Origin of the sequence: Halomicrobium katesii DSM 19301 (assembly GCF_000379085.1) — an archaeon.
Classification (GTDB): domain Archaea; phylum Halobacteriota; class Halobacteria; order Halobacteriales; family Haloarculaceae; genus Halomicrobium; species Halomicrobium katesii.
The window spans coordinates 903,383-928,741 of sequence record NZ_KB905378.1; the positions used below are offsets into that span (position 1 = coordinate 903,383).

Annotated in this window: 29 protein-coding genes, 1 tRNA gene and 1 pseudogene; 16 read left to right on the forward strand and 15 right to left on the reverse strand. The window is 66.1% G+C overall.

From position 1 onward, the window contains the following. Positions 1–8: 8 nt before the first annotated feature. The 6 genes from HALKA_RS21805 (at position 9) to HALKA_RS0104770 (ending at position 4,502) form a co-directional block, all read left to right on the forward strand. Entirely contained in the window at positions 9–446 is a 438-nt protein-coding gene (locus tag HALKA_RS21805; protein WP_245545325.1) for a PAS domain-containing protein, read from the forward strand. Then, on the forward strand, positions 332–1,126 hold the full coding sequence (locus HALKA_RS21810; protein ID WP_245545326.1) for a sensor histidine kinase: 795 nt from the start codon (positions 332–334) through the stop codon (positions 1,124–1,126). The genes HALKA_RS21805 and HALKA_RS21810 overlap by 115 nt, the downstream gene beginning before the upstream one ends. Before the next feature lie 65 nt (positions 1,127–1,191). Beyond that, positions 1,192–1,884: a phosphoribosyltransferase gene (locus HALKA_RS0104755; protein ID WP_018256905.1), complete on the forward strand. Its 693-nt coding sequence runs from the start codon at positions 1,192–1,194 to the stop codon at positions 1,882–1,884. 166 nt (positions 1,885–2,050) lie between these two features. After that, a complete protein-coding gene (pyrE, locus tag HALKA_RS0104760) occupies positions 2,051–2,611 on the forward strand; it encodes an orotate phosphoribosyltransferase (RefSeq protein ID WP_018256906.1) in 561 nt (186 codons plus the stop codon). A gap of 160 nt (positions 2,612–2,771) precedes the next feature. Then, the gene (locus HALKA_RS0104765) at positions 2,772–4,172 is read left to right on the forward strand and encodes an NCS2 family permease (RefSeq protein WP_018256907.1); all 1,401 of its coding nucleotides are present in this window, start codon (positions 2,772–2,774) and stop codon (positions 4,170–4,172) included. A gap of 75 nt (positions 4,173–4,247) precedes the next feature. Then, a complete protein-coding gene (locus tag HALKA_RS0104770) occupies positions 4,248–4,502 on the forward strand; it encodes a glutathione S-transferase N-terminal domain-containing protein (RefSeq protein ID WP_018256908.1) in 255 nt (84 codons plus the stop codon). 194 nt (positions 4,503–4,696) lie between these two features. Here HALKA_RS0104770 and HALKA_RS0104775 read toward each other — a convergent pair whose 3' ends face one another. Beyond that, positions 4,697–5,665: a transcriptional regulator gene (locus HALKA_RS0104775; protein ID WP_018256909.1), complete on the reverse strand. Its 969-nt coding sequence runs from the start codon at positions 5,663–5,665 to the stop codon at positions 4,697–4,699. Between the two features lie 171 nt (positions 5,666–5,836). Here HALKA_RS0104775 and HALKA_RS0104780 point away from each other — a divergent pair, with 171 nt between their 5' ends. Beyond that, positions 5,837–7,099 (forward strand): tRNA(Ile)(2)-agmatinylcytidine synthase, encoded by a 1,263-nt coding sequence (locus HALKA_RS0104780; protein ID WP_018256910.1) that lies wholly within the window; start codon positions 5,837–5,839, stop codon positions 7,097–7,099. Positions 7,100–7,132: 33 nt separating this feature from the next. Here HALKA_RS0104780 and HALKA_RS0104785 read toward each other — a convergent pair whose 3' ends face one another. Together HALKA_RS0104785 and HALKA_RS0104790 are read right to left on the reverse strand one after the other, a co-directional pair. Continuing rightward, entirely contained in the window at positions 7,133–7,915 is a 783-nt protein-coding gene (locus tag HALKA_RS0104785; protein ID WP_018256911.1) for a DUF7260 family protein, read from the reverse strand. 87 nt (positions 7,916–8,002) lie between these two features. Continuing rightward, positions 8,003–9,682, reverse strand: a complete 1,680-nt coding sequence (locus tag HALKA_RS0104790; protein WP_018256912.1) for a glycoside hydrolase family 9 protein — start codon at positions 9,680–9,682, stop codon at positions 8,003–8,005. A 141-nt stretch (positions 9,683–9,823) separates the two neighbouring features. Here HALKA_RS0104790 and HALKA_RS0104795 point away from each other — a divergent pair, with 141 nt between their 5' ends. Beyond that, positions 9,824–10,045, forward strand: a complete 222-nt coding sequence (locus HALKA_RS0104795; protein WP_018256913.1) for a DUF7511 domain-containing protein — start codon at positions 9,824–9,826, stop codon at positions 10,043–10,045. On the opposite strand, the gene HALKA_RS0104800 is transcribed toward HALKA_RS0104795, so the two are convergent. Then, positions 10,042–11,118 carry a pyridoxal-phosphate dependent enzyme gene (locus HALKA_RS0104800; protein WP_018256914.1) on the reverse strand — a complete coding sequence of 359 codons (1,077 nt, stop codon included), beginning with the start codon at positions 11,116–11,118 and terminating at the stop codon, positions 10,042–10,044. The two genes, HALKA_RS0104795 and HALKA_RS0104800, sit on opposite strands and share 4 nt — an antisense overlap. 42 nt (positions 11,119–11,160) lie before the next feature. Further along, complete coding sequence (locus HALKA_RS0104805) at positions 11,161–12,117, reverse strand: succinylglutamate desuccinylase/aspartoacylase family protein (protein WP_018256915.1); 957 nt, start codon at positions 12,115–12,117, stop codon at positions 11,161–11,163. A 122-nt stretch (positions 12,118–12,239) separates the two neighbouring features. On the opposite strand from HALKA_RS0104805, the gene HALKA_RS0104810 reads away from it, so the two are divergent. Then, the gene (locus tag HALKA_RS0104810) at positions 12,240–12,497 is read left to right on the forward strand and encodes a DUF7536 family protein (RefSeq protein ID WP_018256916.1); all 258 of its coding nucleotides are present in this window, start codon (positions 12,240–12,242) and stop codon (positions 12,495–12,497) included. Here HALKA_RS0104810 and HALKA_RS0104815 read toward each other — a convergent pair. Continuing rightward, complete coding sequence (locus HALKA_RS0104815; protein ID WP_018256917.1) at positions 12,494–13,711, reverse strand: potassium channel family protein; 1,218 nt, start codon at positions 13,709–13,711, stop codon at positions 12,494–12,496. The two genes, HALKA_RS0104810 and HALKA_RS0104815, sit on opposite strands and share 4 nt — an antisense overlap. A 223-nt stretch (positions 13,712–13,934) precedes the next feature. On the opposite strand from HALKA_RS0104815, the gene citZ reads away from it, so the two are divergent. Then, on the forward strand, positions 13,935–15,071 hold the full coding sequence (gene citZ, locus HALKA_RS0104820; RefSeq protein ID WP_018256918.1) for a citrate synthase: 1,137 nt from the start codon (positions 13,935–13,937) through the stop codon (positions 15,069–15,071). Positions 15,072–15,283: 212 nt separating this feature from the next. On the opposite strand, the gene HALKA_RS0104825 is transcribed toward citZ, so the two are convergent. The 4 genes from HALKA_RS0104825 to ilvA form a co-directional block, all read right to left on the reverse strand. After that, positions 15,284–15,365, reverse strand: a tRNA-Ser gene (locus HALKA_RS0104825). Positions 15,366–15,393: 28 nt separating this feature from the next. Next, entirely contained in the window at positions 15,394–15,618 is a 225-nt protein-coding gene (locus tag HALKA_RS0104830; RefSeq protein WP_018256919.1) for a DUF7981 family protein, read from the reverse strand. Between the two features lie 25 nt (positions 15,619–15,643). Further along, positions 15,644–16,021: a Rid family detoxifying hydrolase gene (locus HALKA_RS0104835; protein WP_018256920.1), complete on the reverse strand. Its 378-nt coding sequence runs from the start codon at positions 16,019–16,021 to the stop codon at positions 15,644–15,646. Positions 16,022–16,060: 39 nt separating this feature from the next. Next, a complete protein-coding gene (ilvA, locus tag HALKA_RS0104840) occupies positions 16,061–17,272 on the reverse strand; it encodes a threonine ammonia-lyase (RefSeq protein ID WP_018256921.1) in 1,212 nt (403 codons plus the stop codon). A 375-nt stretch (positions 17,273–17,647) separates the two neighbouring features. Between ilvA and HALKA_RS0104845 the strand changes: the two are divergent. From HALKA_RS0104845 to HALKA_RS0104860, 4 genes and pseudogenes are all read left to right on the forward strand, one after another. Continuing rightward, positions 17,648–17,979: pseudogene (locus HALKA_RS0104845) on the forward strand (NAD-binding protein); the annotation flags it as partial. A gap of 285 nt (positions 17,980–18,264) precedes the next feature. Continuing rightward, complete coding sequence (locus HALKA_RS0104850; protein WP_018256922.1) at positions 18,265–18,543, forward strand: hypothetical protein; 279 nt, start codon at positions 18,265–18,267, stop codon at positions 18,541–18,543. 87 nt (positions 18,544–18,630) lie between these two features. Beyond that, positions 18,631–19,023 carry a DUF7383 domain-containing protein gene (locus HALKA_RS0104855; protein WP_018256923.1) on the forward strand — a complete coding sequence of 131 codons (393 nt, stop codon included), beginning with the start codon at positions 18,631–18,633 and terminating at the stop codon, positions 19,021–19,023. Positions 19,024–19,115: 92 nt separating this feature from the next. After that, a complete protein-coding gene (locus HALKA_RS0104860; protein ID WP_018256924.1) occupies positions 19,116–19,328 on the forward strand; it encodes a hypothetical protein in 213 nt (70 codons plus the stop codon). Here the strand turns inward: HALKA_RS0104860 and HALKA_RS0104865 are convergent. Next, positions 19,325–20,413 carry a hypothetical protein gene (locus HALKA_RS0104865; RefSeq protein ID WP_018256925.1) on the reverse strand — a complete coding sequence of 363 codons (1,089 nt, stop codon included), beginning with the start codon at positions 20,411–20,413 and terminating at the stop codon, positions 19,325–19,327. The genes HALKA_RS0104860 and HALKA_RS0104865 overlap by 4 nt on opposite strands. Positions 20,414–20,706: 293 nt before the next feature. Between HALKA_RS0104865 and thsB the strand changes: the two genes are divergently transcribed. Then, the gene (thsB, locus tag HALKA_RS0104870; RefSeq protein WP_026190156.1) at positions 20,707–22,380 is read left to right on the forward strand and encodes a thermosome subunit beta; all 1,674 of its coding nucleotides are present in this window, start codon (positions 20,707–20,709) and stop codon (positions 22,378–22,380) included. Positions 22,381–22,834: 454 nt separating this feature from the next. Here the strand turns inward: thsB and HALKA_RS0104875 are convergent, their stop codons facing one another. The 3 genes from HALKA_RS0104875 to HALKA_RS0104885 all read right to left on the reverse strand — a co-directional run bounded on the left by HALKA_RS0104875 (position 22,835) and on the right by HALKA_RS0104885 (position 24,066). Continuing rightward, entirely contained in the window at positions 22,835–23,059 is a 225-nt protein-coding gene (locus tag HALKA_RS0104875; protein WP_018256926.1) for a DUF8162 family protein, read from the reverse strand. A gap of 54 nt (positions 23,060–23,113) precedes the next feature. After that, positions 23,114–23,410, reverse strand: a complete 297-nt coding sequence (locus HALKA_RS0104880; protein ID WP_018256927.1) for a DUF8162 family protein — start codon at positions 23,408–23,410, stop codon at positions 23,114–23,116. Between the two features lie 245 nt (positions 23,411–23,655). After that, positions 23,656–24,066, reverse strand: a complete 411-nt coding sequence (locus HALKA_RS0104885) for a universal stress protein (protein WP_026190157.1) — start codon at positions 24,064–24,066, stop codon at positions 23,656–23,658. A 105-nt stretch (positions 24,067–24,171) separates the two neighbouring features. Here HALKA_RS0104885 and HALKA_RS0104890 point away from each other — a divergent pair, with 105 nt between their 5' ends. Continuing rightward, positions 24,172–25,164 (forward strand): alanine dehydrogenase, encoded by a 993-nt coding sequence (locus tag HALKA_RS0104890; RefSeq protein WP_018256929.1) that lies wholly within the window; start codon positions 24,172–24,174, stop codon positions 25,162–25,164. Here HALKA_RS0104890 and HALKA_RS0104895 read toward each other — a convergent pair. Then, a complete protein-coding gene (locus HALKA_RS0104895) occupies positions 25,154–25,333 on the reverse strand; it encodes a DUF7535 family protein (RefSeq protein ID WP_015761954.1) in 180 nt (59 codons plus the stop codon). The two genes, HALKA_RS0104890 and HALKA_RS0104895, sit on opposite strands and share 11 nt — an antisense overlap. Positions 25,334–25,359: the final 26 nt, after the last annotated feature.

The following is a 25,359-nucleotide window of genomic DNA, read 5'->3' on the forward strand; positions in this document are numbered from 1 at the left end:
AGAGTCGGATGTCCAACCTGACGGACTCGGAACTGGGCGGCTACGTCGTCAGTTCGCGGGACATCTCGGACCGGGTCGCCGCCGAACGCGAGCGCGACGAGACCGAGACCCGACTCCGGGAGCTGGCGGCCAACACCGACGACGTGCTCTGGATGTTCAGCGGGGACTGGTCGGAGCTGCTCTTTCTCAACCCCGCCTACGAGTCCGTCTACGGCGGCTCGGTCGACGCCATCGAGGCGGATACGGACGCGTTTATGGACTGTGTCTATCCCGACGACGTGCCCGCCGTCGAGCGCTCGATGGCGGCGCTCTCCCGTGCGAATCGGTCGACATGGAGTACCGGGTCAACCCGGGTGAGAACTACAACCGCTGGGTGTGGGTCCAGGCGGAACCGATCGTCGAGGACGGGGAAGTCGTCCGCATCGTCGGGTTCACCAGAGACGTGACCGATCGCAACCGCCGGGAGCGCCAGCTCGCCGTCGTCGACAACCTCCTGCGCCACAACATTCGCAACGACATGACGACCATCCTCGGGCAGGCGGAGCTGATCGCCGACGACCCCGAGGTCGACGCCCCGGAGCGGGCCGCAGTCATCCGACGGGTCGGCGAGGCGCTCCTCCAGACGACCGAAAAACAGCGCGAGACGATCCACCTCTTTCGGTCGCCCGCCTGCCCGACGACCGTCGATATGACCGAGGCCGTCGACGCCGCGCTCGCGAGCGTCCGCGTTCGCTACCCGGCAGCCACCGTCGAGACGACACTCGCCGACGGACTGGTCGCGAGCGCGCTCGCGGAAGTCGAAGTCGCGCTCTCGGAGCTGATCGAGAACGCCGTCAAACACGCCCAGAGCGACGCGCCGACCGTCCGGATCACCGGCACCGTTCGCGACGACGAGATCGTGATCGTGATCGACGACGACTGCCCGCCCCTGCCGGAGTTCGAGTACCGCGTGCTGACCGGCGACAAACCGATGAGCGACGTGTACCACAGTACCGGGCTGGGACTGTGGCTGGTCTACTGGATCGTCGATCTCTCGGACGGCCGCATCGAGTTCACCACCAACGACGAGACGGGCAACACGATCACCGTCGTCCTGCCGCGTGCGGCCGCTCCAGCGCCGGAGTGACACGTATCGAGCGGAATCCCACCCGTTGCAATCGGCTTAAGGTCGCCCGCACACGCAGGTCGTGTATGAGCGATCTCCCCGAGGAGTTCTCGTGTACCATCACCAACTGGGAGTACATCTACGACCTGTGTCGCCGCGTCGCCAACGACGTGAAGGCCGCCGACTTCGAGCCCGACGTGGTCGTCGCGCTGGCCCGCGGGGGCTGGTTCGGCGGGCGCTGTCTCTGTGACTTCCTCGGACTGGACGACCTGACGAGTCTGAAGGTCGAACACTACGTCGGCACGGCCCAGTCCGGCGAGGAGGCACAGATCAAGTACCCGATGCCGGACGACTCCGTCGCCGGCAAGGACGTGCTGGTCGTCGACGACATCGCCGACACCGGCAAGTCGATCCAGACCGCCGCCGACTACGTCCGCGAGGCCGACCCCGCCAGCGTCCGCACGGCCACGCTCCAGCTGCTCGACACCAGCGAACACGAACCCGACTTCGTCGGCGAACGCCTCGAAGAGTGGACCTGGGTCGTCTACCCCTGGAACTTCGTCGAGGACATGATCGAACTCCTCTCGGGGCTGATGGACAAGAGCGACCAGCGAGTCCACGACGAGGACGACCTCCGGCACCTGTTTCGGGAGTATCACGGCGTCGAACGCATCCAGATGGAGATCGCTCAGCCCGACCGTCTCGACGAGGTGCTCACAGAGATGGAACGACGCGACGTGATCGAGTGGGCCGACGGCGGCTGGCGACTCGTCGACTGATACGGTTTATTGTAGTTGCTTACCGGTGATCGTCGCCACGGAGTAGACGATCACCGGTAAATCGCTACAATAATCCGTATGATACCTCCCGGGTCACTCGCTGGTCCTCCCCCGGACGGTCGCACCGTTTCAACGCCTTTTACCGGCCACACCGCAGACTGGCGGTATGGCCAACGACGCACTCATCACCGCGCTGCGGGACGCTGACGCCGTCAAGTACGGCGAGTTCGAGCTCTCACACGGCGGGACCAGCGACTACTACGTCGACAAGTACGTCTTCGAGACGAACCCGGAGTGCCTGGCACTGATCGGCGAGGCCTTCGCCGAGACGCTCGCCGGGGCCGACTGGTACGCCGACGACACCACGCTCGCGGGCGTCGCACTGGGTGCGGTCCCGCTGGTGGCAGTCACCAGCGTCGAGACGGACACGCCGTACGTCATCGCGCGCAAGCAACAGAAGGAGTACGGCACCGCCAACCTCATCGAGGGCGACCTCGCCGAGGGCGAAGAGGTCGTGATCCTCGAAGACATCGCGACGACCGGCCAGAGCGCCGTCGACGCCGCCGAGGCACTGCGTGAGGCGGGTGCGACGGTCTCGCGAGTGCTCGTCGTCGTCGACCGCGAAGAGGGTGCCCGCGAGAACCTCGCCGAGCACGACCTCGAACTGTCCTCGCTCGTGACGGCGTCGGATCTGCTGGCCGACCGGCCCGACGACGCTGCCGAGTGATACGGATTATTGTAGCGATTTACCGGTGATCGTCGCCACGGAGTAGACGATCACCGGTAAGCAACTACAATAAACCGTATGAGCGTCTAATTATCAAAAATACAACTGGCCGCCGCCGTTCTCGTCACGTTTAACAGCGACAAGACTGAGTGACAGGTAGATGGGCGTATTCGAACGATTCTTCGGACTTGACGAACACGACACCGACGTTCGGACGGAGGTACTGGCCGGGATCACGACGTTCCTGACGATGAGTTACATCGTCGTCGTCAACCCCGCGATCCTCACGGCGTTCCCGGACGACGGTGTCCCGGGCGGGATCGCTATCGACGGGTTCACGCCGGGCGAAGTGTTCCAGATGCTCGCGGTCGTGACGATCGTCACCTCCGCGATCGCGATGTTCGTGATGGCGTTCTACGCGAACAGGCCCTTCGGCCTCGCGCCAGGACTCGGACTCAACGCCTTCTTCGCGATCACCGTCATCGGCGTTCTGGGCGTTCCCTGGGAGACTGCACTCGCCGCGATCGTCGTCGAGGGGGTCGTCTTCATCGTCCTCACGGCTATCGGCGCACGGGAGTACGTGATCAAACTGTTTCCCGAACCAGTCAAGTTCGCGGTCGGGACTGGTCTCGGACTCTTCCTCGCGATCATCGGCCTCCAGGCGATGGGGATCGTCGTCGACGACCCGGCGACGCTGGTAGCACTCGGCAGCATCGCCAGTAATCCCGTCGCGATCCTCTCGGTCGCCGGTCTGTTCCTGACGTTCGTCCTCTACGCGGCGCGGATCCGCGGTGCGATCGTCCTCGGGATCCTCACGACGACGCTCGTCGGCTGGGGACTGACCGCCGCCGGCGTCTTCTCCCGGGGCGTGCTCACACCCGAGTCGATCCCCCAGGCACAGTACAACATCGCGCCGCTGGTGGGGGCGTTCGTCGGCGGCTTCGGCGACGTAGAGGCCTTTTCCTTCGCGTTGATCGTGTTCACGTTCTTCTTCGTGGACTTCTTCGACACGGCCGGGACGCTCGTCGGCGTGGGCCAGGCCGGTGGCTTCCTCGACGAGAACGGTGACTTCCCCGACATCGACAAACCGCTGATGGCCGACGCCGTCGGGACGACGATCGGCGGGATGCTCGGCACCTCGACGGTGACGACGTACATCGAGTCCGCGACCGGTGTCGAGGAGGGCGGTCGGACCGGCCTGACGGCGCTCGTCATCGCCGTCCTCTTCCTCGCCTCGCTCGTCGTCGTGCCGCTGGCGGCGGCGATCCCGCAGTACGCCTCCCACATCGCCCTGGTCGTCGTCGCCGTGTTGCTGATGCGCAACGTCGTCGACATCCAGTGGGACGACTTCGCACACTCGGTGCCGGCCGCGCTCACCATCATCGTCATGCCCTTCACCTACTCGATCGCCTACGGGATCGCCGCCGGGATCGTCTCCTACCCGATCGTCAAGACCGGACAGGGGGAGTTTGACGACGTGCTGGTCGGTCAGTGGCTCCTCGCCGCCGCCTTCATCGTCTACTTCGTCGTCCGAACCAGCGGGATCCTCACGAGTCTCTGAGGTCGATCTGCTGGTGTGTCCGGACGCCACACACCACCGTGGTGCTGATATACCGCGAGCGTCTACTATCTCTCGATGACGAACCTCGAACTGTACGAGCTGGAAGGCTGCCCGTACTGCGCGAAAGTGATCGACAAGCTCGACGAACTCGATCTCGACTACGAGTCCCACATGGTCCCGCGCTCCCACGACGAGCGCACCGAAGTCGAGGAAGTGTCGGGCCAGACCGGCGTCCCGGTCCTCGTCGACCCCGACAACGGCGTCGAAGGAATGGCCGAGTCCGACGACATCGTCGAGTACCTCGACGAGACGTACGGAACCGTAGCGTAAGGGTTCTCTTCGTCCACGAGCGAAGCGAGTGGGCGGTCTTTTCGCCCACGTTTTGCGACGAGTGGTTCGGGAACGGAGAGACCGAACCCGAGGAGGAAACGGTGGGTCTGACATCGTCGAGTACCTCGACGAGACGTATGGCAGCGGCGCGCCCTAACTTCCGTCCTGCTCGGAGCAGTGACGAGCGGCCTTTGTCACGCGACTTCTTCGGGATCCTCGCCCCGTTCCATGATCAGGTCTCGCAGGTCGTCGGCGTCGTCGATGGCCTCCATCTCGCTTTGCTCGATGATGGCGGTGCCGTCGACGGACTCCCGTTTGAGTTCGTCGACCACGTAGATCGAGCGGGTCCGGGTGACCTCGCCGACCGAGGACATGATCCGGGCACGCTTCTCGGCGGTCTTGGTGAACTCCGAGCGGCCGGTCAGGACCTGTTGGCGCTCGTGCTCGTTCTCGGAGACGGTCTTGAACGGCGCTCGGTCCGTCGGGTGGACCTCGAAGCCGATCCGGGTAAAGACCGTCACGAGCGACTCGTCTTCGGGAGCCACCTCCGGATCTTCCGGCGTCTCCTCTTCGTCGCGAACTTTCTCGGCCCCGTCGAGGACGCTGACGGGCGACGTGAGCGGCGCGTCGAACAGCTCTTCGAGTTCTGCGGCCACGTCGACGGAGGCGTCCATCCCGTCTTCGTACTTCGAGACGGTCCGACGGGAGACGCCCAGTTCCTTTGCGAGTCGCCCCAGCGACCAGTCCCGGTCCTCGCGAGCGTCCGCGAGGATCTCGCTGTCGATGTTGACGTACAGCCCGCCCGGCGCGGCGTAGATCAGCGGCGGGACCTCCTCGACGAACAGGTCCATCGCCGTGTCCGGCGACAGCACCGGGACGCCGTGTCTGAAGTAGACGACGCCGGGTTTGAGCTCTTCGTCGCGGGTCCGGAGCCCGACGACCATCGGCGTCGCGTTCAGGTAGGTGCCCAGGCGTCGCATCTCCGCGCCGGTCATGGCGTCGAACGCGTCGATGTTGCCCAGGATCTTCACCAGCAACACGTCCTCACCGCGCCGCGCTGCAACGTCGAAGCTCTTCGGCCGAATCGCACACCGGTCGCTGACGAGGAAGCCAGCGTCTCCCAGCATCGCCGTGACGTTCTCGACCAGTGCCGACCGTGACATAGTACGTCGTCCCTCTCTATAACACAAGATATTCGCCGCATATATGGGTTGTGCCGGGATAGGACGGCTGTATCTCCAATTCTCGTCTATTCGACGACAGGTACGCGCAGACGGTTCCCGCTGGGCAGCCCAGTCGAAACGCCGAAACCGTCCCGCAGCGTAGCCGACGGCGTGACGGTCATCGGCCTCGACGACACCGACTCCCGCACCGAGGGGATGTGTACGACGTTCGCAGCCACGCGGCTGGCCGAGCGCATCGAGGCCGCGGGCGGGTCGGTCCAGCGGACGCTCCTGGTCCGACTCGACCCCGCCGTCGAGCACAAGACCCGCGGCAACGCCGCGCTGGCGGTCCACTGCGACGTGTCCGCCGATCGCGCACTCGATCTCGGGGCCGACGCGCTCGCCATGGCGGCCGACGATCCCCGGACGAACCCCGGACTGGTCGTCGCGAACTGTGATCCGACGGCCGTCCCCGAGGCCGTCGCCGACCACGCCCGGGCCGCCGTCCGCGAGTTGCTCGACATCGAGACCGCCCGCCGACGGATCGCCGACGCCGGCTTCGAGTCGACGACCGTCGGCAACGGTCGCGGTCTGATCGGCGCGCTCGCCGCGGTCGGTGCCTGGCGGGCCTTCGGGGACTGGACGTACGAGCACATCGCCTACCGCGAGCGCGACCGCTGGGGAACCGAGCGCTCCGTCGACACCGACTCCGTCTTCGCCGCCGCCGACCGCCGCTACCCGACGGTCTGGGACACCGTCGACCACGCGTCGGGGTATCCCGTCTGTGTCCCCCGGACGCCCTGTCCGGTTCTCTACGGCATCCGCGGCGACGAGCCAGACGCCTGTCGCAGCGTCGCGGCGGCGATCGACGGCGAACCCGTCGATCGAACCCGGACCTTCCACACGAACCAGGGGACCGACGCCCACCTCCAGTCGGCTCCCCTGGACGCACTGACTGACGGCAGTGCCTACCGGACCGACGGGACCGTCGCCGAGCCACCGGAAACGCGGGAAGGCGGCCACGTCTTCTTCACACTGGCCGACGGGGACGCGGCGGTCGAGTGCGCCGCCTTCGAGCCGACCAAGCGCTTCCGGGACCGGGTCCGGGCGCTCCGTCCCGGCGACGTGCTGACGGTCTGTGGCGAGGTCGGCGACGACACGCTCAAACTGGAGAAGTTCGCGCTGCGTGACCCCGTCCAGACGGAACTGGTCACGCCGGAGTGTCCGGCGTGCGGTCGGTCGATGAGCAGCGCCGGGCGCGATCAGGGCTACCGCTGTCGAGACTGTGACACCAACCGCGACGGCAAGGTCGAGCGCCCGCTGGAGCGCGACATCGAGCCCGGCTGGTACGAGGTCCCGCCGGTGGCGCGGCGTCACGTCGCCAAACCGCTCGTCCGCGGCGGCTTCGACGGGCCGTGCCACCCCGAGCGGTGAGTCGCCGGCCCCTCTCGGGCAGGTCGAGCGGCGTCACGACGTGGCGGCCGGCAGCGTGAGACACCGCCGACGCTGGTGTCGGATCGTCTCGATGCAGTCGGCGGCGTCGGCCAGCACCGGACACGTCGCCGTACACTCCGCGTAGAGGAACTGGACGAGGGTCTCACCGGAGATGCCGACCAGCTGTGCGGTCGAACGGCCGTGGAGCAGCTCCTGTCTGGTCTCGGCCACGTCCTCACAGACCGCTTCGAGCGACTGCAACTGTTCGTCGATCCCACTGCGGTCCGGGCTGTCCGTCGTCGTGAGCCGTGTCCCGAGCTCGGCCGCTCGCGATTCGCAGTCGTCGAGCCGGTCGCGAGCCCGACACAGGGAGTCCCGTTCGGTCCGGAGCGTCTCCAGGTACGTCGTCCGCTCTTCGATCGCCTGCTCGGTGGCCGCCAGCAGGGCGTCGTGGACCGGCGGCGTCACCCGCCCAGTCTCGAACACCTGGACGGCGACTTCGGTCCCCACCTCCGCCTCGAAGTTCTGCCGTAACGTCTCCCCGTACTCGGCCTCGAAGTGTGACACCGACAGGACCGTCTCGTCGTAGGCCTGCCGGACCGCGCGTGCCGCGGCGTCCGGCGGTGGGGCCGTTTCCAGAGCGACGACGCCACCGCCGCCCGCTTGGACGCCGTGGTCTCTCGGACTCGTCGGATCGAGCGTCCGGACGCGGGACCGGAACCGCTCGAACGCGGACCGTTCGTCGCTCGCGTAGGTCACTTCCCGGTCGAGCAGTTCGAGCGCGTGCTCGATCCGGGACTGGCGTGTCTCTGGCATGGTTCGGGTGGCCGCTTCGCTCGTAGCGGTGGCGACGGAACGGGGGATGTAGGCGGTTGCTATGTGTCCTATATACCGCTCCCTACGCTACAGCGAGCTGACCGCCAGGAACAGCCAGGCCGAGTGGGGGATCCACTGCTCGGCCCAGCGCCAGCGGTGCGCGTGGTCGTCGCCCCAGGGCTCGGGACAGTAGGCGATGTCGCCCTCGTTCTCGAAGCCGGCCGTGATGCCGTTCTGGACGCCGCCGGGGACGTTGCGGAACGCGCGGTGGTAGGTCGGCTCCGGCGCGCCGACGCCGTGGACCATGCAGACGCCGAAGGGGTTCGACCCGAGGATCCAGTCGAGCTGGGCCTGAGCGAACCGATCGAGGCGCTCGCCCAGTTCCGCGTCGAGCTGTGCCCGCGACCGCGCGGCCGCGGTCGCCAGCGAGGCGATCCGGGCGTTCTCGCCCTGCCACCAGTAGCCGGTCTCGTTCTCGTGGGGCATGAAGAACGACGCGCGCGGCTCGTCCTCGTCGACCGGTCTGGCGTACTGGCGCGGGTAGTCGAAGGGGTTGGCGACCTCGTCGCCGATCGCCGTCTGGAAGTCCCAGAAGCGCTCGATCGCGTTCGCGACGGCGTCGTCCAGGGGCCCGTCGGCGTCGACCGCCCGGTAGCGCAACAGCGCGACGATCGGCAGTCCCTCGTCGGACGCGTGATAGAAGGGCCGATCGCCGTCGTCCGCACGCCACCACCCGTCGTAGCGGTCGTCGCCGGTCTGGCGGTCGAGCAGCGACCGGGCGCGCTCTCTGGCGGCCGTCCGGAACCGCTCGCCGTCCGTCGCGGCGGCCAGTTCCGTGGCGGCGAGCAACGCGCAGTAGTCGTCGATGACGTTCTCGGTCCCGTCGTCGAGGTACTCCGTGTTGTGGGCCTGCAGGTGATCGAACCCCTCGACTGCGGCCTCGCGGTAGGTCTCGCAGTCGAACGCTCCGGGGCCGTCGACCTGGCTGGCACGAGCCAGCGCGGCGATGGCGACCCCTCCGCCCTGGCGGTATCCGGCCTCGTAGTCGATCGTCTTGTGTCCCTCTTCGGTCTCGTAGGCGCAGATCTCCCGGCGGTCCACGTCCTTGGACCACTGGTCGAAGACGGTCATGTAGAAGTAGCCCGCGTCGTCCTGCATCCGGACGAGGAAGTCCGCGCCGTGGTGGATCTCCTCGCGCAGTCGCGCGTCGAGTTCCCCGCCCAGCCTGTGGTCGCCGTCGTGTAGTCTGTCACGGGCGTCGGCCAGTCCCCAGGCGACGATCGGGACCTGCTGTGGGTTGAAGTAGTTGGCGTAGCTGAGGTGGCTCAGATACTTGCTCATGTCGCCCGAGGCGTCGTACCAGCCGCCGCGTACGTCGACCGTCCCCTCGCGGTCGCCCACGAACGGCACCGATCGGTCGGCCCGGTCGTACTCGCCGCTGGCACGCTGGGTCTTGCAGTAGTACAGCAGATCGGAGAGGAGCGTCTCCTTGTGGAGGTCCTCGCCGATCTCGAAGCGCCGCGAGTGGGCCTCGCCGGCCCGGAGCGCGTACTCGCCGGGCTCGGTGAGCGAGGAGAACTCCAGCGTCCAGAAGACCCACTCTCCCCAGTCGGCGACGCCGCCGACGAACTCCGGCGTCCCCTCGAAGACGACGCTGTCCCCGTCGTGCAACACGAAGCCATCGAGGTCGTGGCGCTCTGTCGCGCGACAGACCGCTCGTTTCGGGCCATCGGTCTCGTAACCGAGTTGGTTGACCAGAATCTCCATCGTCCGTCTATTCGCGTCCGCCCGCTTAGCTTTAGGGTCTACTTACGGCCGCCCGGAGGCCCCCGACTGCCTGCGATTACCGTCTCCGACGTTCCGGTAGCCGCTCTGTAACAATACCGGTCGGGGACCAACAGTGGCGCTATGAGCCAGCCATCGTCGGGCGAGCCCGATCCGTCGATCGCCCCGGAACCGCTCCCCCAGGAGGAGTTCCCCAGCGAACAGCTGTCTGCCGTCGTCGAGGAGCGTGCGGACGACTCGGAGCGGTGTATCCTCTATCCCGAGAACATCGACCCCGTCGACGCCGAGACCCACTGGCTCGCGGTCGACGCCGAGTTCGCCGTCGACGTCGCCGACTGCCGCTAGTAATTCTGTCCCGACAGGACGACCACCACGTCCTCCTCGGCCGCGATCGTCCCCGCCGCTCGAAACCGCTCCAGCCCGGCCACCGCAGTCGCGCAGGTCGGCTCGACCTGATACCCGGCTCGCGCGAGGCGGTCGTGGGCTCGCTCGGTGGCCGCGGCGTCGACGGCGACGGCGGTGCCGCCCGTCGCGGCGAGGGCGTCGAGCAACTGATCGCCCCGCGCCGGCCTGTGGATCTGGATGCCGTCGGCGACCTCGTTGGCGTCGTCGGCCCCGCCGTCACTGGCCGGCCGGCCGGCGGCGATCGGCGCGTAGCCACTGGCCTGTGCGCCCAGCAGGCGTGGCACCCGCTCGGTCCAGCCGGCGGCTCGCAGCGCCCGGAAGCCGCGATAGGCTCCGAGCAACAGCGTCCCGTGACCGACCGGGACGACGACCGCGTCCGGCACGTCCCAGCCGCGCTGTGCGGCCACCTCCAGCGCCCAGGTCATCGTCCCGGCGAAGAAGGCGGGCTGCCAGGCGTGGCTGGCGTACCAGGCGTCCCCGTCGAGCGCGTCGTGGCAGGCGTCGGTCACGTCCCCGCGAGTGCCCTTGATCCGGACCACGTCCGCGCCGGTCCGCTCGATCTTCCGGAGCTTCGTCGGCTTGGCGTCGGCCGGGACGTAGATCTCGGCGTCGATCCCCGCTCGCGCCGCGTAGGTCGCGATCGCCAGTCCGGCGTTGCCAGAGGAGTCCTCGACCACCCGCTCGACGCCCAGCGCGTCGGCCTGGGAGAGCGTGACGGTCGCCCCGCGGTCCTTGAAACTCCCCGTCGGAAAGACGGAGTCGAGCTTGAGCTGGGCGTCGAACGCCGCGTCGTCGATCAGCGGCGTCCACCCCTCGCCCAGCGAGACGCGACGCTCGACGGGGAGGAACGGTTCGAAGCTCCAGAGCCCGCGATCGCGGTCCAGCGTCGTCGGGTCCGGCGGGCTATCGGCGTCGGGCAGCGGTCGCCGAGCGTAGTCCAGGGCGTGGCCACAGGCACAGCGCCAGGGGCCGTCGGGTCCGTACTCGCGGCCACAGGCTTCGCAGTGGTACATGGTCGTGGTGTCGGGTCGCCGGTACGGAAATCTGTCGCCCGGCTACACCGAGTCGATGTCGGTGCCCACCGAACAGACGTACTCGCCGGTCGCGACCTGGGGGAGGCGTCGAGCCCGCCAGAAGATCCCGCTGGAGCGGGCGGTGACCACGTCTTTCTGCTGGCCGAACACGTCGGTGATCGTGTACAGCGTGTCTCCGCGTGTGACACGGTCGCCGAGTTGCTTCTGGAAGTCGACGAGACCGCCCGCCGGGGAGCCGTACTGGTCGAACCCCCGAGCGCGGGTCTGGGCCTCGAAGCTGTGAGACTCCGCGAGGAACCCGTAGTACCGCAACACGTTGTACACGCCCTCGACGCCCAGCTGGATCGACTGCTCGTCCCAGCCGACACAGCCGCCCAGCTCGGGATCGATCGTCGGCACGCCCTCGTCCGGTGCGGCCCGCGCGAGCTGGCCGTCCGGGCCCTTCTGGTCGAGGATGTACCCACAGCCAAACACCTTCGCCAGTTCGAGACACTCGTCGTGGAGACGGTGACGCGTGCCACAGCGGACGCGACACTCGTCGATCATCTGTGAGGTCGACCCCTGGTGGAGATCGACCACGAGATCCGCCCGCGTGGCGGCGTCGAACGTCGCCGCTGCGATCCGCTCCGAGGACGTGCCCTCGTCGTTGCCCGGGTACGCCCGGTTCATCTTCGTGTCGTCGATCGGGTTCCGGTGCTCTGCCACCTGGAAGGCGTGGTAGTTGACGATCCCGACGACCAGAATCGTTCCGGAGATCTCGGCGGGATCGAGCCGTGGGACGACCCGCTGGACGACGCCGACGCCGTTGAGTTCGTCGCCGTCGCTCGCGGCCTGGAGGTACAGCGTCTTGCCGTCGTCGGCCCCGTTGACGACGGCGACCGGCAGCCCGACCTCGCTTCCGTCCCGTGCTTCGCCGACTGCCAGCCGTCCCGTGTCCGTCTCGCCCGGCTGGGCCGTCGCCGTCCCGAGGGTAACCATTTGAACGACTTTGGACGGCCGGGACTTTTACTGGTTCGGATTCGCGCCGTAGCGAACCCGCTCGCGGTCGCGGGCTGGCCGGAACCGACGGCTCCTTATTCGGGCCGTCCCAAGGACTCGCCGTGTCAGAGAGTCAGCCCGACACCGGCCCCGGCGCGCTCGTGGCAGCGCTGAACGTCCCGACTCACGCCAAGCGCGGCTTCTTCCTGGCGGGGCTGCTCACAGCGGCGGTCTTCGCCTTCTTCGTCGTCATCCCCGGAGCCCAGCGGCCGGCGGTGCTGTACGCCGGGCTGGCGTTCGTCCTGTTCGTCTCGCTGGGCGGGCTCATCACTGCGGTGTTCGTCGCCGGCTCGGCGATCCGCCAGATCCGGTCGCTCTAGTCGCGCTGGCCGGCCAGCGCCCCGAACCGCTGGGCACCGCTGCGCGTCCCCTTCGCGATCAGTACGTCGCCGGCTTCGAGCGTCGTCTCCGGCCCCGGCGACACCTCCCAGTCGCCCCCCTCGCGGCCGGTCCGGTCGCTCGCGCCAGCGTGGCGAACGGCGATGATCCGCATTCCCGTCTCCGTCTTGACCTGCCGTCGTCCGATCGTGGTGCCGTCGAGGGCACTGTCGGCCGCGACCGGGACGCTGACGATCACCTCGTCGGACTCTCGGACCGCCTCGGCGACGACCGGATGTGTCGAGAGGCCACGCAGGACGCCCTCGCTGATCTCCAGTGCGGCGTCGGAGATCACCTCCGTCGCCCGAGCCAGGTGGACGAGCCCGCGCAGCGAGATCGGGTCGTCGTGGCGACCGGCCGCCTGGAGCGTCCAGGCCTCGAACCGGGACTGGAGGGCGTCGACCTCGGCTTCGAGTTCGACGACCTCCTCGGCCAGATCCGTGTCGTCGAACAGCACCGCGCCGTAGGCCAGATCGACGGCCAGCTCGCCCATGTCCTTCATCAGCACGATCGAGTCGACGGCCCGCTCCAGGTCCTCGATGTCGCTCTCGGGCGGTGCCGGTGGCTCGTAGCCCTCGGCGGTCGCGTCCCGATACACCGCGCCGATCCCGTCGTCCGGGCCGCGAAAGAGCACCACGTCGCCGGCCGCGACGGTCGTCTCGGCGTCGGGGTTGAGGAGCCAGTCGCCGGCCCGCCGGACCGCGATGGCGCGGACGCCGGTCTCCGTTTCGAGGTTGAGCTCGCCCAGCGTCTCGTCGGCGAGGCGCGACCCCGGCGCGACGGTCGCACGGACGATCGTCTCGACGGCCTCCGGGAGCGTGGCCCGCATCGCCTCCGGCAGGCCGATGTCTTCGAGCACGACCTTGGCGATGTCGCCGGCCGCGTCGGAGATCTTCTCCGCGGCTCCGACCATCCCCAGCACGGGAGCCAGCGCCTCGGCGTCTTCCGTGTTCCGGGCGGCCATGAGCAGACTCATGCGGGCGCGCAGCTGCAACACGTCCATCTGCTCTTCGAGTTCGAGCACTTCCGCGGCGACCTCGTCGCTGCCCAGCAACACCGCCGAGTACGAGAGGTCGATCAACAGCTCGGCGGTGTCTTTCATCTCGGCCAGCACCGCCTTGACGCTGACCGGCTCGTAGGCCACCTCGGTCGACATGTCTCCACCTGCGCGGGGGGCGGGCAAAAGCTATTCGCCGTGGCGGCCTCGCCGAGTCGCCCGCTCCGAACCACCGTTCTGTCGAACTCTGTCCGGTGGTCGGCACGATCGTCCACTGTCGACCCGATCGATGGCTAAACGTTCAAAAATCTCCCCCACAGACCGGGGCAAGCGACGCACAGAAAGACAATGTTTTTCCCGGCAGGTAAAAAACTCTCTGCGTATGTCCGACGACCTCAAGCAAGGTCTGGAGGGTGTCCTCGTTACCGAGTCGGAGCTCAGCAAGATCGACGGTGACGCGGGCAAACTCGTCTATCGTGGCTACACGATCGAGGACCTGGCGACCGGCGCAAGCTTCGAGGAGGTCCTGTATCTCCTCTGGCACGGTCACCTCCCGAACGCAGCGGAGCTCGACGAGTTCACCGACGCGATGGTCGAGGAGCGATACGTCGACGACGACGTCATGCAGACCGTCGAGCAGCTCGCCGACGCCGACGAGAACCCGATGGCCGCGCTCCGAACGGCGGTCTCGATGCTGTCCTCGCACGATCCCGACGCCGAGATCGACCCGACCGACCTCGACGCCAACCTCCGGAAAGGTCGCCGGATCACCGCCAAGATCCCGACCGTGCTGGCTGCCTTCGCCCGGTTCCGTGACGGACAGGACGCCGTCGAACCGCGTGAAGACCTCTCGCACGCCGCGAACTTCCTCTACATGCTCAACGGCGAGGCACCGGACGAGGTGCTCGCCGAGACGTTCGACATGGCGCTCGTGCTCCACGCCGACCACGGCATCAACGCCTCGACGTTCTCGGCCATGGTCACGACCTCGACGCTGTCGGACCTCCACAGCGCGATCACCTCCGCGATCGGCACGCTGAAGGGATCGCTCCACGGCGGCGCGAACCAGGACGTCATGGAGATGCTCAAGGAGGTCGACGACGCCCAGCGGGACCCGATCGACTGGGTGAAGACGGCACTCGACGAGGGACGGCGCGTCTCCGGCTTCGGCCACCGCGTCTACAACGTCAAGGACCCCCGTGCGAAGATCCTCAGCCAGCGCTCGAAGGAACTGGGGGAGGCCGCCGGCTCGCTCAAGTGGTACGAGATGTCCACCGCCATCGAGGACTACCTCAAAGAACAGAAGGGTCTGGCCCCGAACGTCGACTTCTACTCGGCCTCGACGTACTACCAGATGGGAATCCCAATCGACATCTACACGCCCATCTTCGCGATGTCCCGCGTCGGCGGCTGGACGGCCCACGTCCTCGAACAGTACGAGAACAACCGTCTGATCCGGCCCCGCGCTCGCTACGTCGGCCCGACGGATCAGACGTTCGTCCCCCTCGACGAGCGATAGACGGGCGTTCGGTTTTTCCCCACGTTTCGACAGTCGCCGCTCGCGAGCTTGCTCGCGGCAGAATCACGCCAGGACTGGGATTTGAACCCAGAGGAAGACGGTCCGGGCATGCGGCCTCACTTCGCTCGGCCGTTCCGGGGCTGCGACTTCCAGGGGTTCAAATCCTCTCGATGGGAGAGTCGCCGCTCGCGAGTTTGCTCGCGGCAGAATCACGCCAGGACTGGGATTTGAACCCAGAATCCCGAAAGGGAACACGCTTTCCAGGCGTGCGCCATACCGTTCGGCCATCCTGGCACGCATCGAAACGTCGGCGGGCGGGTGATTAAGGGCTTTCGTTCTCGGCTGGCCGACGCCGGGCGTCGAGGAGTCGGTCGCGGGCGACGGTCGTCACCGTCGTGGTGGTGACGCCGACCACCAGGGCGACGCCGGCCTTGACGCCGACGGTCACCGTGGCGGCGGCGAGCAGCTCGTAGCCCTGGACGAGTACGAGAAAGGACAGCGTTCCGACGACCCCCCACAGCAGGCTCTCTCTGGTGCGATCGTCCATACTGACGCTGTGGGCCGGTCAGCCTTCACTTCGTCGCAATCGCCTCGATCTCGACGCCGACGCCCTTCGGGAGTTCGTCGACGCCGACGGCGCTGCGGGCCGGCGGCTCGCTCTCGAAGAAGCTCTCGTAGGCATCGTCCATCGCCTCGAAGTCGTCGATGTCGTCGAGGTACACCGTCACCTTCAGGACGTTGTCCAGGCTCGTGCCCGACGACTCCAGGATGGCCGCGACGTTTTCGAGGGCCTGCTGGGCCTGTACGTCGATGGCGGCCTCGTCGAGCAGGTCGCCCTCGGGAGTCAGCGGGATCTGTCCGGCCGTAAAAACGAGGTCGTCGGTCGTCGTGGCCTGACTGTACGCTCCGACCGCGGCGGGGGCGGCGTCGGTACTGACAATCCGTTTCATACGTCAACGCGCGACCGGCGAGGGCATAAATGTGGGGCGCTACACCAGGACTTCGACCTCGAAGCCCGCGTCTTCGAGCCGATCGAGCAGCTCCGCGACGTGGTCCGGCCCCCGCGTCTCCAGGTCCAACTCGACCTCGGCGTCGTTCATGGCGATGTCCCGCGAGGTCCGGTCGTGCTCGATGCCGTAGACGTTGACCTGGGCCGCCGACAGCACCTCGACCAGTTCCTCCAGCGAGCCCGGCCGATCCTCCAGGACGGTCCTGATCTTGCAGTACCGGCCGGTCTCGACCAGCCCTCGCATGATGACGTTCGTCAGCGTGTTCAGGTCGATGTTGCCCCCACAGAGCGTCGGGACGATCGTCTCGTCGTCCTCGTAGTCGAACTTCCCTTCGAGCAGGGCCGCAAGCGGGACCGCGCCCGCTCCCTCGACCAGCGTCTTCGACCGCTCCAGCAGCGTCGTCAGCGCGACGGCGATCTCCGGATCGGTGACGGTGACGACCTCGTCGACGCGCTCTTCGATCACCTCGAACGTCCGGTCGCCGACGGTCCGGGTCGCGATCCCGTCGGCGATCGTCTGGACCGAATCGCGTTCGATCCGGTGGCCCTTCTCCAGGGACTCGGCGACGCTGGACGCCCCGTCTGCCTGCACGCCGATCACGCGCACGTCGTCGTCCTGGCCCTTCAATGCCGTCGCGATCCCGCTGATGAGGCCGCCGCCGCCGATGGGGACGACGACGGTGTCGACGCCGGGCAGGTCCTCGTAGATCTCCAGTCCGATCGTCCCCTGGCCGGCCATCACCATCTCGTCGTCGAAGGCGTGGACGTAGGTCCGACCGGACTCGCGCTCGATCTCGTGGGCCTTCTGGGCGGCCGCGTCGTAGTCTCGTCCGTGGAGGACCACGCGACCGCCGTAGTTCTCGGTGGCCTGGACCTTCGAGACGGGGGCGCGTTCGGGCATGACGATCGTCGAATCGACGCCGATCCGGGTCGCCGCCAGCGCCACGCCCTGGGCGTGGTTGCCCGCGCTGGCGGTGACGACGCCCGCCTCGCGTTCTGCCTCCGACAGTGTCGCGATCCGGTTGGTCGCGCCGCGGATCTTGAACGAGCCGGTCCGCTGGAACAGTTCGAGCTTGAGGTGTACGTCTGCGCCCGTCATCGACGAGAAGGTGTGCGAGTAGTCGAGCGGGGTGTGTCGAGCCGTCTCGGCGACGCGATCGCGGGCGGCAAGCACGTCATCGAAAGCGAGCATACCGGCAGTTACACCCCGGTGCTTGTTACTGTTGGCGCGACAACCGTCGCTGGGCGACGTTCGGGAAAGGGGAACGAAATGGATGGTGCCCACCACCGATGGAGGGTGTGCGAGTGGTTCAAGGACACGAGATGAGTTAAAAGCGATGAAAGCGGAGTGAAAGTGTAACCGCACGACATGGGCCGGACCGAACGATCGTCTGACGCGCGGCTGCCGGCACGCCGCCTGGTACAGGGAGAACCGTTTTTATCGAGGTCGATAAGCTGGAGTAGATGGACACCTGGAAGCGACGGACTGCGCTGTACGTCGTCGGGCTGATCGCCGTCATGCTGGGCTTTACGCTCGTCTACGACTACGGCGTGAGCGCGTTCGACGGTCGGGGACGCGACCGAACCGGACGAACTCCGGGCCGCCGGCATCGCGGACGCTCGCACCGCGTACTCGCGCTGTCCGACGACACCGACACCGAGTTCGCCACGCTCGTGGTCGGCGACCTCAATCCCGACGTGGAGATCGTCGCCCGTGCCGAACAGACGCTCGGACAGGCGCGCGTCCGGGCGCGGACGGACTGTACTGCCGTCGCGGTCGAACGCAACGGCGACGTGATCACCGACGCTGGCCCGGACGTACACGTGGCGGAGGGCGACGCCCTCGTCGTCGCCGGTACCGACGACAGCGTCGACCGGTTCCGCGCGGTCTTCGACTGATACTGCCGGCTGTCACTGTTTCAAGATATTCGCGACAACGGGGTCGCGAAATGCTATACAGACTTACAGCCGGCAGTATGATACGGAGCGTGCGGTGTTCCGGTGAGCTGATACGGAAAGTTGTAGGTCTTTACCAAATCGACCGCACGCTGTCATGCGGTCGACTGGGTAAACGCCTACAACCGTCCGTATGACGGCGGCCACCTCCGCGGGGGAGCGATGTCACCACTTCCAAGGCGGTCGTTTCACAGCCCTTTCGGTCCCTGGTCTCGTGTCTGCCGACAGATGCATCCCTCTCGTGTGGTCGCCCTGTGTTTCCTGGGGGTCAGTCTCCTCCTGGTCGCACAGCTCGGCGTCGTCTCCCCGTTCACGCTGACGCTGCCAACCGTCGTGCAGTCGATCGGTGCCGCCATGCTCATGCTGGGGAGCCTCTACGGACTGGTGCGCTACGAGGAGAACCCGATCGTCACCGAGTACGGCCCGGAAGCGTACCTCCTGATCGGTACGAGCCTGTTCCTGTTCGTGGCGCTGGCGCTGTCGATCGCGCTCTCGCTCGGTGTGTGACCGGTCCAGACGCGCCCCTCGGGAGCCTCGTGAGGGGCGACGACAGTGGCCCCGACAGCTAAGGGCACGCCGGGCGAGGCATCGACTATGACCGACTACCGCGCGAACTACGCGATGGTGTCCTTGCAGGAACAGCTGGGGCCGGACCCGAACGCGCTCGACGTACCGTGGGCGACGTTCTCGGCCGACGAGAGCGACGTACAAACCTTCGACGTGCCGACGGCCGATCCCGTCGAGCCGTACGTCCAGATGCAGGTCTACGACGTGGGCAGCTACGACCACGAGCTGTTGATCAACGGCCAGGCGCTGTCTGGCTTCGACCTCCCGACGGGACAGGGCTGGCAGTACTGGATGGACACCGTCACGTCGGCTCGTCTGCACGAGGGCGAGAACACCCTCCAGTTCCAGCGCGATACGGCGACCGACGACAGCTTCGTCGTCGGGACGGTGACGGTCAACTGGAAGGAACCGACGGCATAGCAGAACACAGCGTCCCCTCGTCGGAAACGACGTGCGATTTTGTTCGACAAGTATCCATATCCCTACGGCACAAGAACAGCACGGTGAGTGCCATGACAATCCAATCGACGATCGTCTCTCTGGGGCTGCTGCTGTTGGCGCTGCCGTTCCTCATTTTTCCGAGAGAATGCGCGAAACTCAGATACCGCCACGCGGAGGACCCGGTACCGAGGAACGCGGCACTGTGGGAGGCGAGGATCCTGGGCTTCCTACTGGCTGGCGTCGCAGTTGCCCTCTGGATTTTCTGGACGTTCGATTTCGTCTAATCTCCCGACTCTTTTCTGCGTCTTCCCGACGAAGAATCAGGGAGGGATGTCGTCCAGAAAACCTCGTCGCCATTTGTCTCGTGTGCCTCTGCCACTACCTGCTGATCGTCCGAATCGACCTTCTTGATTCCGTACTTTTCACGCTGTTCCTGGGTCATCTCAGTTGGATCACTCGTCTCCGGTACGTCTCTGTTCCCAGCCGACTGGGCTGAAGCTGCAGACCCAACGTCAAGTACGACACTGTCGGTGAAAGCCGTCCCGTTGAGCTTCACTTCTGGTTCCATGTTCCAGGGGAGATGGTCACTGATCCTGTCCCACAGTTCGGCTTTGACTTCGAACTCGATACCGGCCTTTCCAGGATCATGGACGACCTCGAACTGTTGGGTGAACCCGATAGAAGACTCTCCAGGATGACCGTATCCATTCTTCGTGAAATATCGGACCCCTCCGTGCTCTATCGTGTCGTCACCTGCTGCTGGTTCTAGTTCTTCGGCGAAGTCGTCGATGGAAAGGAGTACCGCGGCGGCGACCCCTGCAGGGGGGTTAAAATAACCAACCGCGGCTGGAACTGCGATATCGATTCCCAACTCCGTTCCTGGAGGGAAATCCAGTTCACCACCAGAACTTTCGAAACTGGTAATGGCTCGCCGTTGTTGCGTGAAATCGACGTACCAGTTATCGTCGCCACGGAAGTTCTCGTACTGATCCTCGGTGAACTTCGCTTCAAATCCGACTCCGTCGATGGTGTTCATCCCTTCGTCGTCTTCGGTATTTATCGTCCCCCCGATTCCTGTCAGGATCAGACTGTGCTCCCAGCCGTCAACCGTCAAATCCGAGCCATAATAGCCGAGAGTTGCGGTGATGATGGTTTCTCGATTGGGGTTTAAGTTCCCAGAGAAGGTCTCCCGGCCAGAGTTCGTTTCGTCATCGGTAAAGTCCTGAAATCCAACCTCTTGGGTCGAAACAGTCTGGTTCCCTTTCTCACTCCTTGCAGCACCGATACCCAGAGGATGTGATCCTCCTGATATGGCACTTCCCGTGACACCAGTTGCTGCCAACGTCTTGATCAGGTTTCTCCGTCGCATGCACTTATTTGCCAGTATAGTATTACAAAAAACATTTATATTTTATATATATAGGAAGAACCACTGAACACATTTCGAGGAGCTTATCGACAGTTGCGTGGTCTTCTCTGGTATTGGTGGTATATAAACAGTGCTCGAAAGCCAGTTTCTTTGTGTCAATCTCTCTCACAGATATCTGCATATCGGGCCGCTGTACTGCGTACTCTTGCCGAATTTCGTTTACGGGCCTGGTCTTACCTGCCAGTAGAAAACCATATCTTTATATAGAATCACATTCAATCTTTCGTACGCTTATGAGTCAGCGACAAATGCAGGGTCAGCCGATGATCATTCTGGGAGAGGACTCCCAGCGGATGAAGGACAAGGACGCACAGAGCCACAACATCTCGGCGGCCCGCGCGGTCGCGGAGTCGGTCCGATCGACACTCGGTCCGAAGGGGATGGACAAGATGCTCGTCTCCTCGCTCGGTGACGTGACCGTCACGAACGACGGCGTCACCATCCTCACGGAGATGGACATCGACAACCCGACCGCCGAGATGATCGTCGAGGTCGCCGAGGCCCAGGAAGACGAGGCCGGCGACGGCACGACGACCGCCGTCTCCATCGCGGGCGAACTGCTGAAAAACGCCGAGGAGCTCCTCGAACAGGACATTCACCCGACGGCGATCATCAAGGGCTTCGACCTCGCGTCGACGGAAGCTAAGAACCAGATCGGCGAGATCGCCACGTCCGTCGACCCCGACGACGAGGAACTGCTCAAGAAGCTCGCCGAGACCTCGATGACGGGGAAGGGCGCGGAGCTCAACAAGGAGCTGCTCGCCCAGCTCATCGTCGACGCGGTCAACGCCGTCACCGTCGAGGCCGCGGACGGCTCGGTCATCGCCGACCTGGAGTTCCTCAACATCGAGACCCAGACCGGTCGTGCGGTCTCGGACTCGGAGCTCATCGAGGGCGCGGTCGTCGACAAGGATCCCGTCCACGAGGAGATGCCGACCACCGTCGACGACGCCGACGTGCTCCTGCTCGACACGCCGATCGAGCTCGACGAGACCGAAGTCGACGCCCAGCTCTCTGTCGACGACCCGAGCCAGCTCCAGAACTTCCTCGACAAGGAAGAACAGCAGCTCGAAGAGATGGTCGACGCCATCGCCGCGACCGGCGCGAACGTCGTCTTCTGCCAGAAGGGCATCGACGACATGGCCCAGCACTACCTCGCCAAGGAGGGCATTCTCGCCGTCCGACGGGCCAAGAAGTCCGACATCGAGTTCCTCCGAGAGGTGCTCGGAGCGAACATCGTCTCCGACGTACACAACGCCACTGCCGACGACCTCGGCCACGGCTCCGTCCGCCGGGACACCGAGGAAGAGCTCTTCTACGTCGAAGGCGCGGGCGAGGACGCACACGGCGTCACGCTCCTCCTGCGTGCCTCCACTGACCACGTCGTCGACGAACTCGAACGCGGCGTCCAGGACGCACTCGACGTGGTCGCCTCGACCGTCGCGGACGGCCAGATCCTCGCCGGTGGCGGCGCGCCCGAGGTCGAACTCGCCAGCCGCCTGCGCGACTACGCGGACGGCGTCGAAGGCCGCGAACAGCTGGCCGTCGAGGCCTTCGCCGACGCGCTGGAACTCATCCCGCGCACGCTCGCCGAGAACGCGGGACTGGACTCCATCGACTCGCTGGTCGACCTGCGCGCCGCCCACGAGGGCGGCGACGTACAGGCCGGCCTCGACGTGTACAGCGGTGACGTGGTCAACACGCTCGACGAGGGCGTCGTCGAGCCGGCCCACGCGAAGCGACAGGCGATCTCGTCGGCTGCCGAGGCGGCGAACCTCGTGCTCAAAATCGACGACATCATCGCCGCTGGCGACCTCTCGACCAGTGGCGGCGACGAGGAAGGCGGTCCCGGCGGCGCGCCCGGCGGCATGGGCGGTATGGGCGGCGGCATGGGCGGCATGATGTAAGCGAGGGTTTGAGCAACGCGAAAACCCTCGATGTTGCAAGCGGGCCTTCGGCCCGCGAGCCGAGGAGCGGCGAGCGCAGCGAGGCGCTCCGAACTGCCGAGCGGGAGCGAACGGAGTGAACGACACGCGAGGCAAGCCCACTTTTTGCTACAGTCGCGGCCTAACGGCCGCCCGTTCGCAAAAACTTGGGAAAAAGCGCGTCGGGCTCCAGTCGCGGCGCGTCCGCGCCGCGGTAGTCACTCGCCCCGACCGGTCCCTTCGCGACCGGAGAACCGGTCGACCTGCCGGGTCCTTCGGACCGCTCGGTCGCCCAGACGCTCGTCGTCTTTTCACGTTCACTCTCTCGGCCGCGGTCGCGAAGACGGTGCTGTACTACGTCTGGGAACGGCTGTAGAGTAGCATCGAGTGCGGGCTGGCCGAACCGGAGTGACCGATCGAGAGTGACCCTTTTCCGTCAGGTGGGGAGTGCGAAGACGACTCCGAGCAACACGAGCGGAACGGCGAACACCAGCGAGTACCAGACGCCGCCGACTGCCAGCAACAGCCACGTCGACGCCCCGTAGCCGGTGGGGTCCCAGTCCAGTCCCGCTCGTGGGAGCCCGAGCGCGGCGACGGACGGGAGGCCGACGGCGTAGCCGATCGTTCCGACGACCGCGACGTCGATCAGGCTGTTGCTCATACTGCCGGCTGTAACTTCGTGAAGATCTTCGCCACCCCGGGGTGGCGAAATCGTTCACAGATTTACAGCCGGTAGTATCAGCTGTGCGCCCGTCTGGGGGTCGTTCGACGCACCGCTCGCGAACACGGCGAGGAGTCCGCCGACGAACGGAAGCGACCCACAGAGGCCGGCGAGGACGTACGACGGGAGCACCGACCTCGTGGGTGGGAGCGTCCGGAACAGCGAGCGAACGCGCTTCGCGACGAGAAAGGGCGTCCAGAGGACGGTCGCGACGACGCCCGGTGCCAACAGCGTGGCGACGAGGCCGAGCCAGTCGGCGATCTGTGTCGACAGCGATTGGAGGGGGACCATACTGGGGTGTGTGTGACGACGAATAACTATTTTCCGTCTCCTCGTGGCCCGGACGCGTCGGGCCGGTCGTCGGCCGGTTCGGTCTCACTCGGCCACACCGCGGCGAGGAATCGGCGTGCCCCGATCGGTCCCGGCTACGCGTCGACGGCTTCGACCTTCGAACCGCCACAACTGCGACACGTCGCGATCTCGGTTCCGGGGTCGTCGTCGTACTCTTCGCCACAGGACGGACACCGATGGGTCGGCTACTCTCGTTGCTTGAGCCCGCCGGTGATCGTCACTGGGATCGCCGCGTCGAGCGTCACGGCCTGGCTCACACTGCCAAAGAGCAGCGAGCCCAGCGGCGACCGCTTTCGACCGCCGAGGACGATCTGGTCGGCACCGATCCGACTGGCCGCGTCGAGGATCTCGCTCGCCGGATCGCCGCTGGTGCTCATCGTCTCGACGGTGATCCCGCGGTCGCGGAACCACTCCTGGACGCTGCGACCGGCCGTGATCTGCGTCGGCGACGTGTTCTCGGCGACGCTCTCGTCGTCGAAGACGTGCAACAGCGTCACCGTGATCTGGTCGCGAGCATCCGGTAACTCGCTGACGGCCCGGGCTTGCCCCATCGCGCGCTCCTCGTCACTGTCGATCGGCATGAGTACATTGTACATCGGTACCACACCTCGAAAAATCGAGGTCGGACGAGCGTATAGTAAGTCGTTCCGTACCGCCGGACTCGCCCAGCGACTAAGTGAGCGGGGAGCGCAGACACACGTATGCAGACCTTACTGCTCGGACCAGATGCCGTCGACGAACACACGCCGCTCGCGGACGTGATTGCCGCCGTCTCCGACGCGTTCGGTGCGTACGCACGCGGCGACGTCGTCATGCCGGCCAAGTCCTACGTCGATCTCCCCCAGTACAACGGCGACTTTCGTTCCATGCCGGCCTACGTCGCCGCCGACGAGTGGGACGCCGCGGCGCTCAAGTGGGTCAACGTCCACCCGGACAATCCCGACTCGTACGATCTCCCGACGGTACTGGGGACGCTGATCTACTCCGATCCCCGCAACGGCTTCCCGCTCGCCGTGATGGACGGGACGCTCCTCACCCAGAAGCGGACCGGCGCGGCGTCGGCGGTCGCGACCGACCTCCTCGCGGTCCCCGACGCCTCGTCGATGGGGCTGGTCGGCGCGGGCGTGCAGGCCTACACCCAGCTCGAAGCCATCGCCCAGGTCCGTGACATCGAGACGGTCGTCGTCGCCGATCAGGACGAGGCGGCGGTGCAGGCGTTCGTCGATCACTTCTCGGACCGCTTCGACGTGCGCGGCGGGACGATCGAGGAGGCCGCCGCCTGCGACGTGCTCTCGACGGTGACGCCCGTCTCGGAGCCGATCATCCACGCCGTCGGCGACCGGACCCACGTCAACGCGATCGGAGCCGACGCCGCCGGGAAACACGAGATCGCCGACGAGGTGTTGCTCGACGCGACGATCGTGATCGACGACTACGAGCAGTGTACTCACTCGGGCGAGATCAACGTCCCCTGGAGCGAGGGGCGACTGGACGACGACGACATCCACGCGGAACTCGGTGATCTCGTCGTCGGCGATCGACCCGGTCGAGACGGGATCGACGGCGTGACCGTCTTCGACTCGACCGGGCTGGCGATCCAGGACGTGGCCTGTGCCCACGTCGCCTACGAGAACGCCAGTGACGGGGGATCGGGGACCGACTTCGAACTCGTCGGGACCGACCTCAGTTCGTGAGCTTGTCGACCAGCCAGATCAGTGCGAGGATCGGCAACACCGGGAGCATGACGACGAGCATGCCGGCGAAGATGAGCCAGCCGATCGCGTTCATCTGACTGTCGTCGCTCTCGTTGGCCAGTGGCGTGACCGTCCGGAGTCCGGAGCCGCCGTCGGTTTCTGCTGCCATGTCTCGACGTTCGACGCCTGCGTTGA

What these genes read in the sequence shown, in the direction of transcription:
- citZ (WP_018256918.1), top strand. Translation starts at nt 13,935, where the DNA reads ATGTCCGACGACCTCAAGCAAGGTCTGGAGGGTGTCCTCGTTACCGAG.
- HALKA_RS0104885 (WP_026190157.1), bottom strand. Translation starts at nt 24,066, where the DNA reads ATGTACAATGTACTCATGCCGATCGACAGTGACGAGGAGCGCGCGATG.
- HALKA_RS0104865 (WP_018256925.1), bottom strand. Translation starts at nt 20,413, where the DNA reads ATGCGACGGAGAAACCTGATCAAGACGTTGGCAGCAACTGGTGTCACG.
- HALKA_RS0104880 (WP_018256927.1), bottom strand. Translation starts at nt 23,410, where the DNA reads ATGGTCCCCCTCCAATCGCTGTCGACACAGATCGCCGACTGGCTCGGC.
- thsB (WP_026190156.1), top strand. Translation starts at nt 20,707, where the DNA reads ATGAGTCAGCGACAAATGCAGGGTCAGCCGATGATCATTCTGGGAGAG.
- HALKA_RS0104800 (WP_018256914.1), bottom strand. Translation starts at nt 11,118, where the DNA reads ATGTACCACTGCGAAGCCTGTGGCCGCGAGTACGGACCCGACGGCCCC.
- ilvA (WP_018256921.1), bottom strand. Translation starts at nt 17,272, where the DNA reads ATGCTCGCTTTCGATGACGTGCTTGCCGCCCGCGATCGCGTCGCCGAG.
- HALKA_RS0104860 (WP_018256924.1), top strand. Translation starts at nt 19,116, where the DNA reads ATGACAATCCAATCGACGATCGTCTCTCTGGGGCTGCTGCTGTTGGCG.
- HALKA_RS0104815 (WP_018256917.1), bottom strand. Translation starts at nt 13,711, where the DNA reads ATGTCGACCGAGGTGGCCTACGAGCCGGTCAGCGTCAAGGCGGTGCTG.
- HALKA_RS0104855 (WP_018256923.1), top strand. Translation starts at nt 18,631, where the DNA reads ATGACCGACTACCGCGCGAACTACGCGATGGTGTCCTTGCAGGAACAG.
- HALKA_RS0104850 (WP_018256922.1), top strand. Translation starts at nt 18,265, where the DNA reads ATGCATCCCTCTCGTGTGGTCGCCCTGTGTTTCCTGGGGGTCAGTCTC.
- HALKA_RS0104895 (WP_015761954.1), bottom strand. Translation starts at nt 25,333, where the DNA reads ATGGCAGCAGAAACCGACGGCGGCTCCGGACTCCGGACGGTCACGCCA.
- pyrE (WP_018256906.1), top strand. Translation starts at nt 2,051, where the DNA reads ATGGCCAACGACGCACTCATCACCGCGCTGCGGGACGCTGACGCCGTC.
- HALKA_RS0104830 (WP_018256919.1), bottom strand. Translation starts at nt 15,618, where the DNA reads ATGGACGATCGCACCAGAGAGAGCCTGCTGTGGGGGGTCGTCGGAACG.
- HALKA_RS0104835 (WP_018256920.1), bottom strand. Translation starts at nt 16,021, where the DNA reads ATGAAACGGATTGTCAGTACCGACGCCGCCCCCGCCGCGGTCGGAGCG.
- HALKA_RS0104795 (WP_018256913.1), top strand. Translation starts at nt 9,824, where the DNA reads ATGAGCCAGCCATCGTCGGGCGAGCCCGATCCGTCGATCGCCCCGGAA.
- HALKA_RS0104890 (WP_018256929.1), top strand. Translation starts at nt 24,172, where the DNA reads ATGCAGACCTTACTGCTCGGACCAGATGCCGTCGACGAACACACGCCG.
- HALKA_RS21810 (WP_245545326.1), top strand. Translation starts at nt 332, where the DNA reads ATGGAGTACCGGGTCAACCCGGGTGAGAACTACAACCGCTGGGTGTGG.
- HALKA_RS0104755 (WP_018256905.1), top strand. Translation starts at nt 1,192, where the DNA reads ATGAGCGATCTCCCCGAGGAGTTCTCGTGTACCATCACCAACTGGGAG.
- HALKA_RS0104765 (WP_018256907.1), top strand. Translation starts at nt 2,772, where the DNA reads ATGGGCGTATTCGAACGATTCTTCGGACTTGACGAACACGACACCGAC.
- HALKA_RS21805 (WP_245545325.1), top strand. Translation starts at nt 9, where the DNA reads ATGTCCAACCTGACGGACTCGGAACTGGGCGGCTACGTCGTCAGTTCG.
- HALKA_RS0104875 (WP_018256926.1), bottom strand. Translation starts at nt 23,059, where the DNA reads ATGAGCAACAGCCTGATCGACGTCGCGGTCGTCGGAACGATCGGCTAC.
- HALKA_RS0104770 (WP_018256908.1), top strand. Translation starts at nt 4,248, where the DNA reads ATGACGAACCTCGAACTGTACGAGCTGGAAGGCTGCCCGTACTGCGCG.
- HALKA_RS0104785 (WP_018256911.1), bottom strand. Translation starts at nt 7,915, where the DNA reads ATGCCAGAGACACGCCAGTCCCGGATCGAGCACGCGCTCGAACTGCTC.
- HALKA_RS0104775 (WP_018256909.1), bottom strand. Translation starts at nt 5,665, where the DNA reads ATGTCACGGTCGGCACTGGTCGAGAACGTCACGGCGATGCTGGGAGAC.
- HALKA_RS0104790 (WP_018256912.1), bottom strand. Translation starts at nt 9,682, where the DNA reads ATGGAGATTCTGGTCAACCAACTCGGTTACGAGACCGATGGCCCGAAA.
- HALKA_RS0104805 (WP_018256915.1), bottom strand. Translation starts at nt 12,117, where the DNA reads ATGGTTACCCTCGGGACGGCGACGGCCCAGCCGGGCGAGACGGACACG.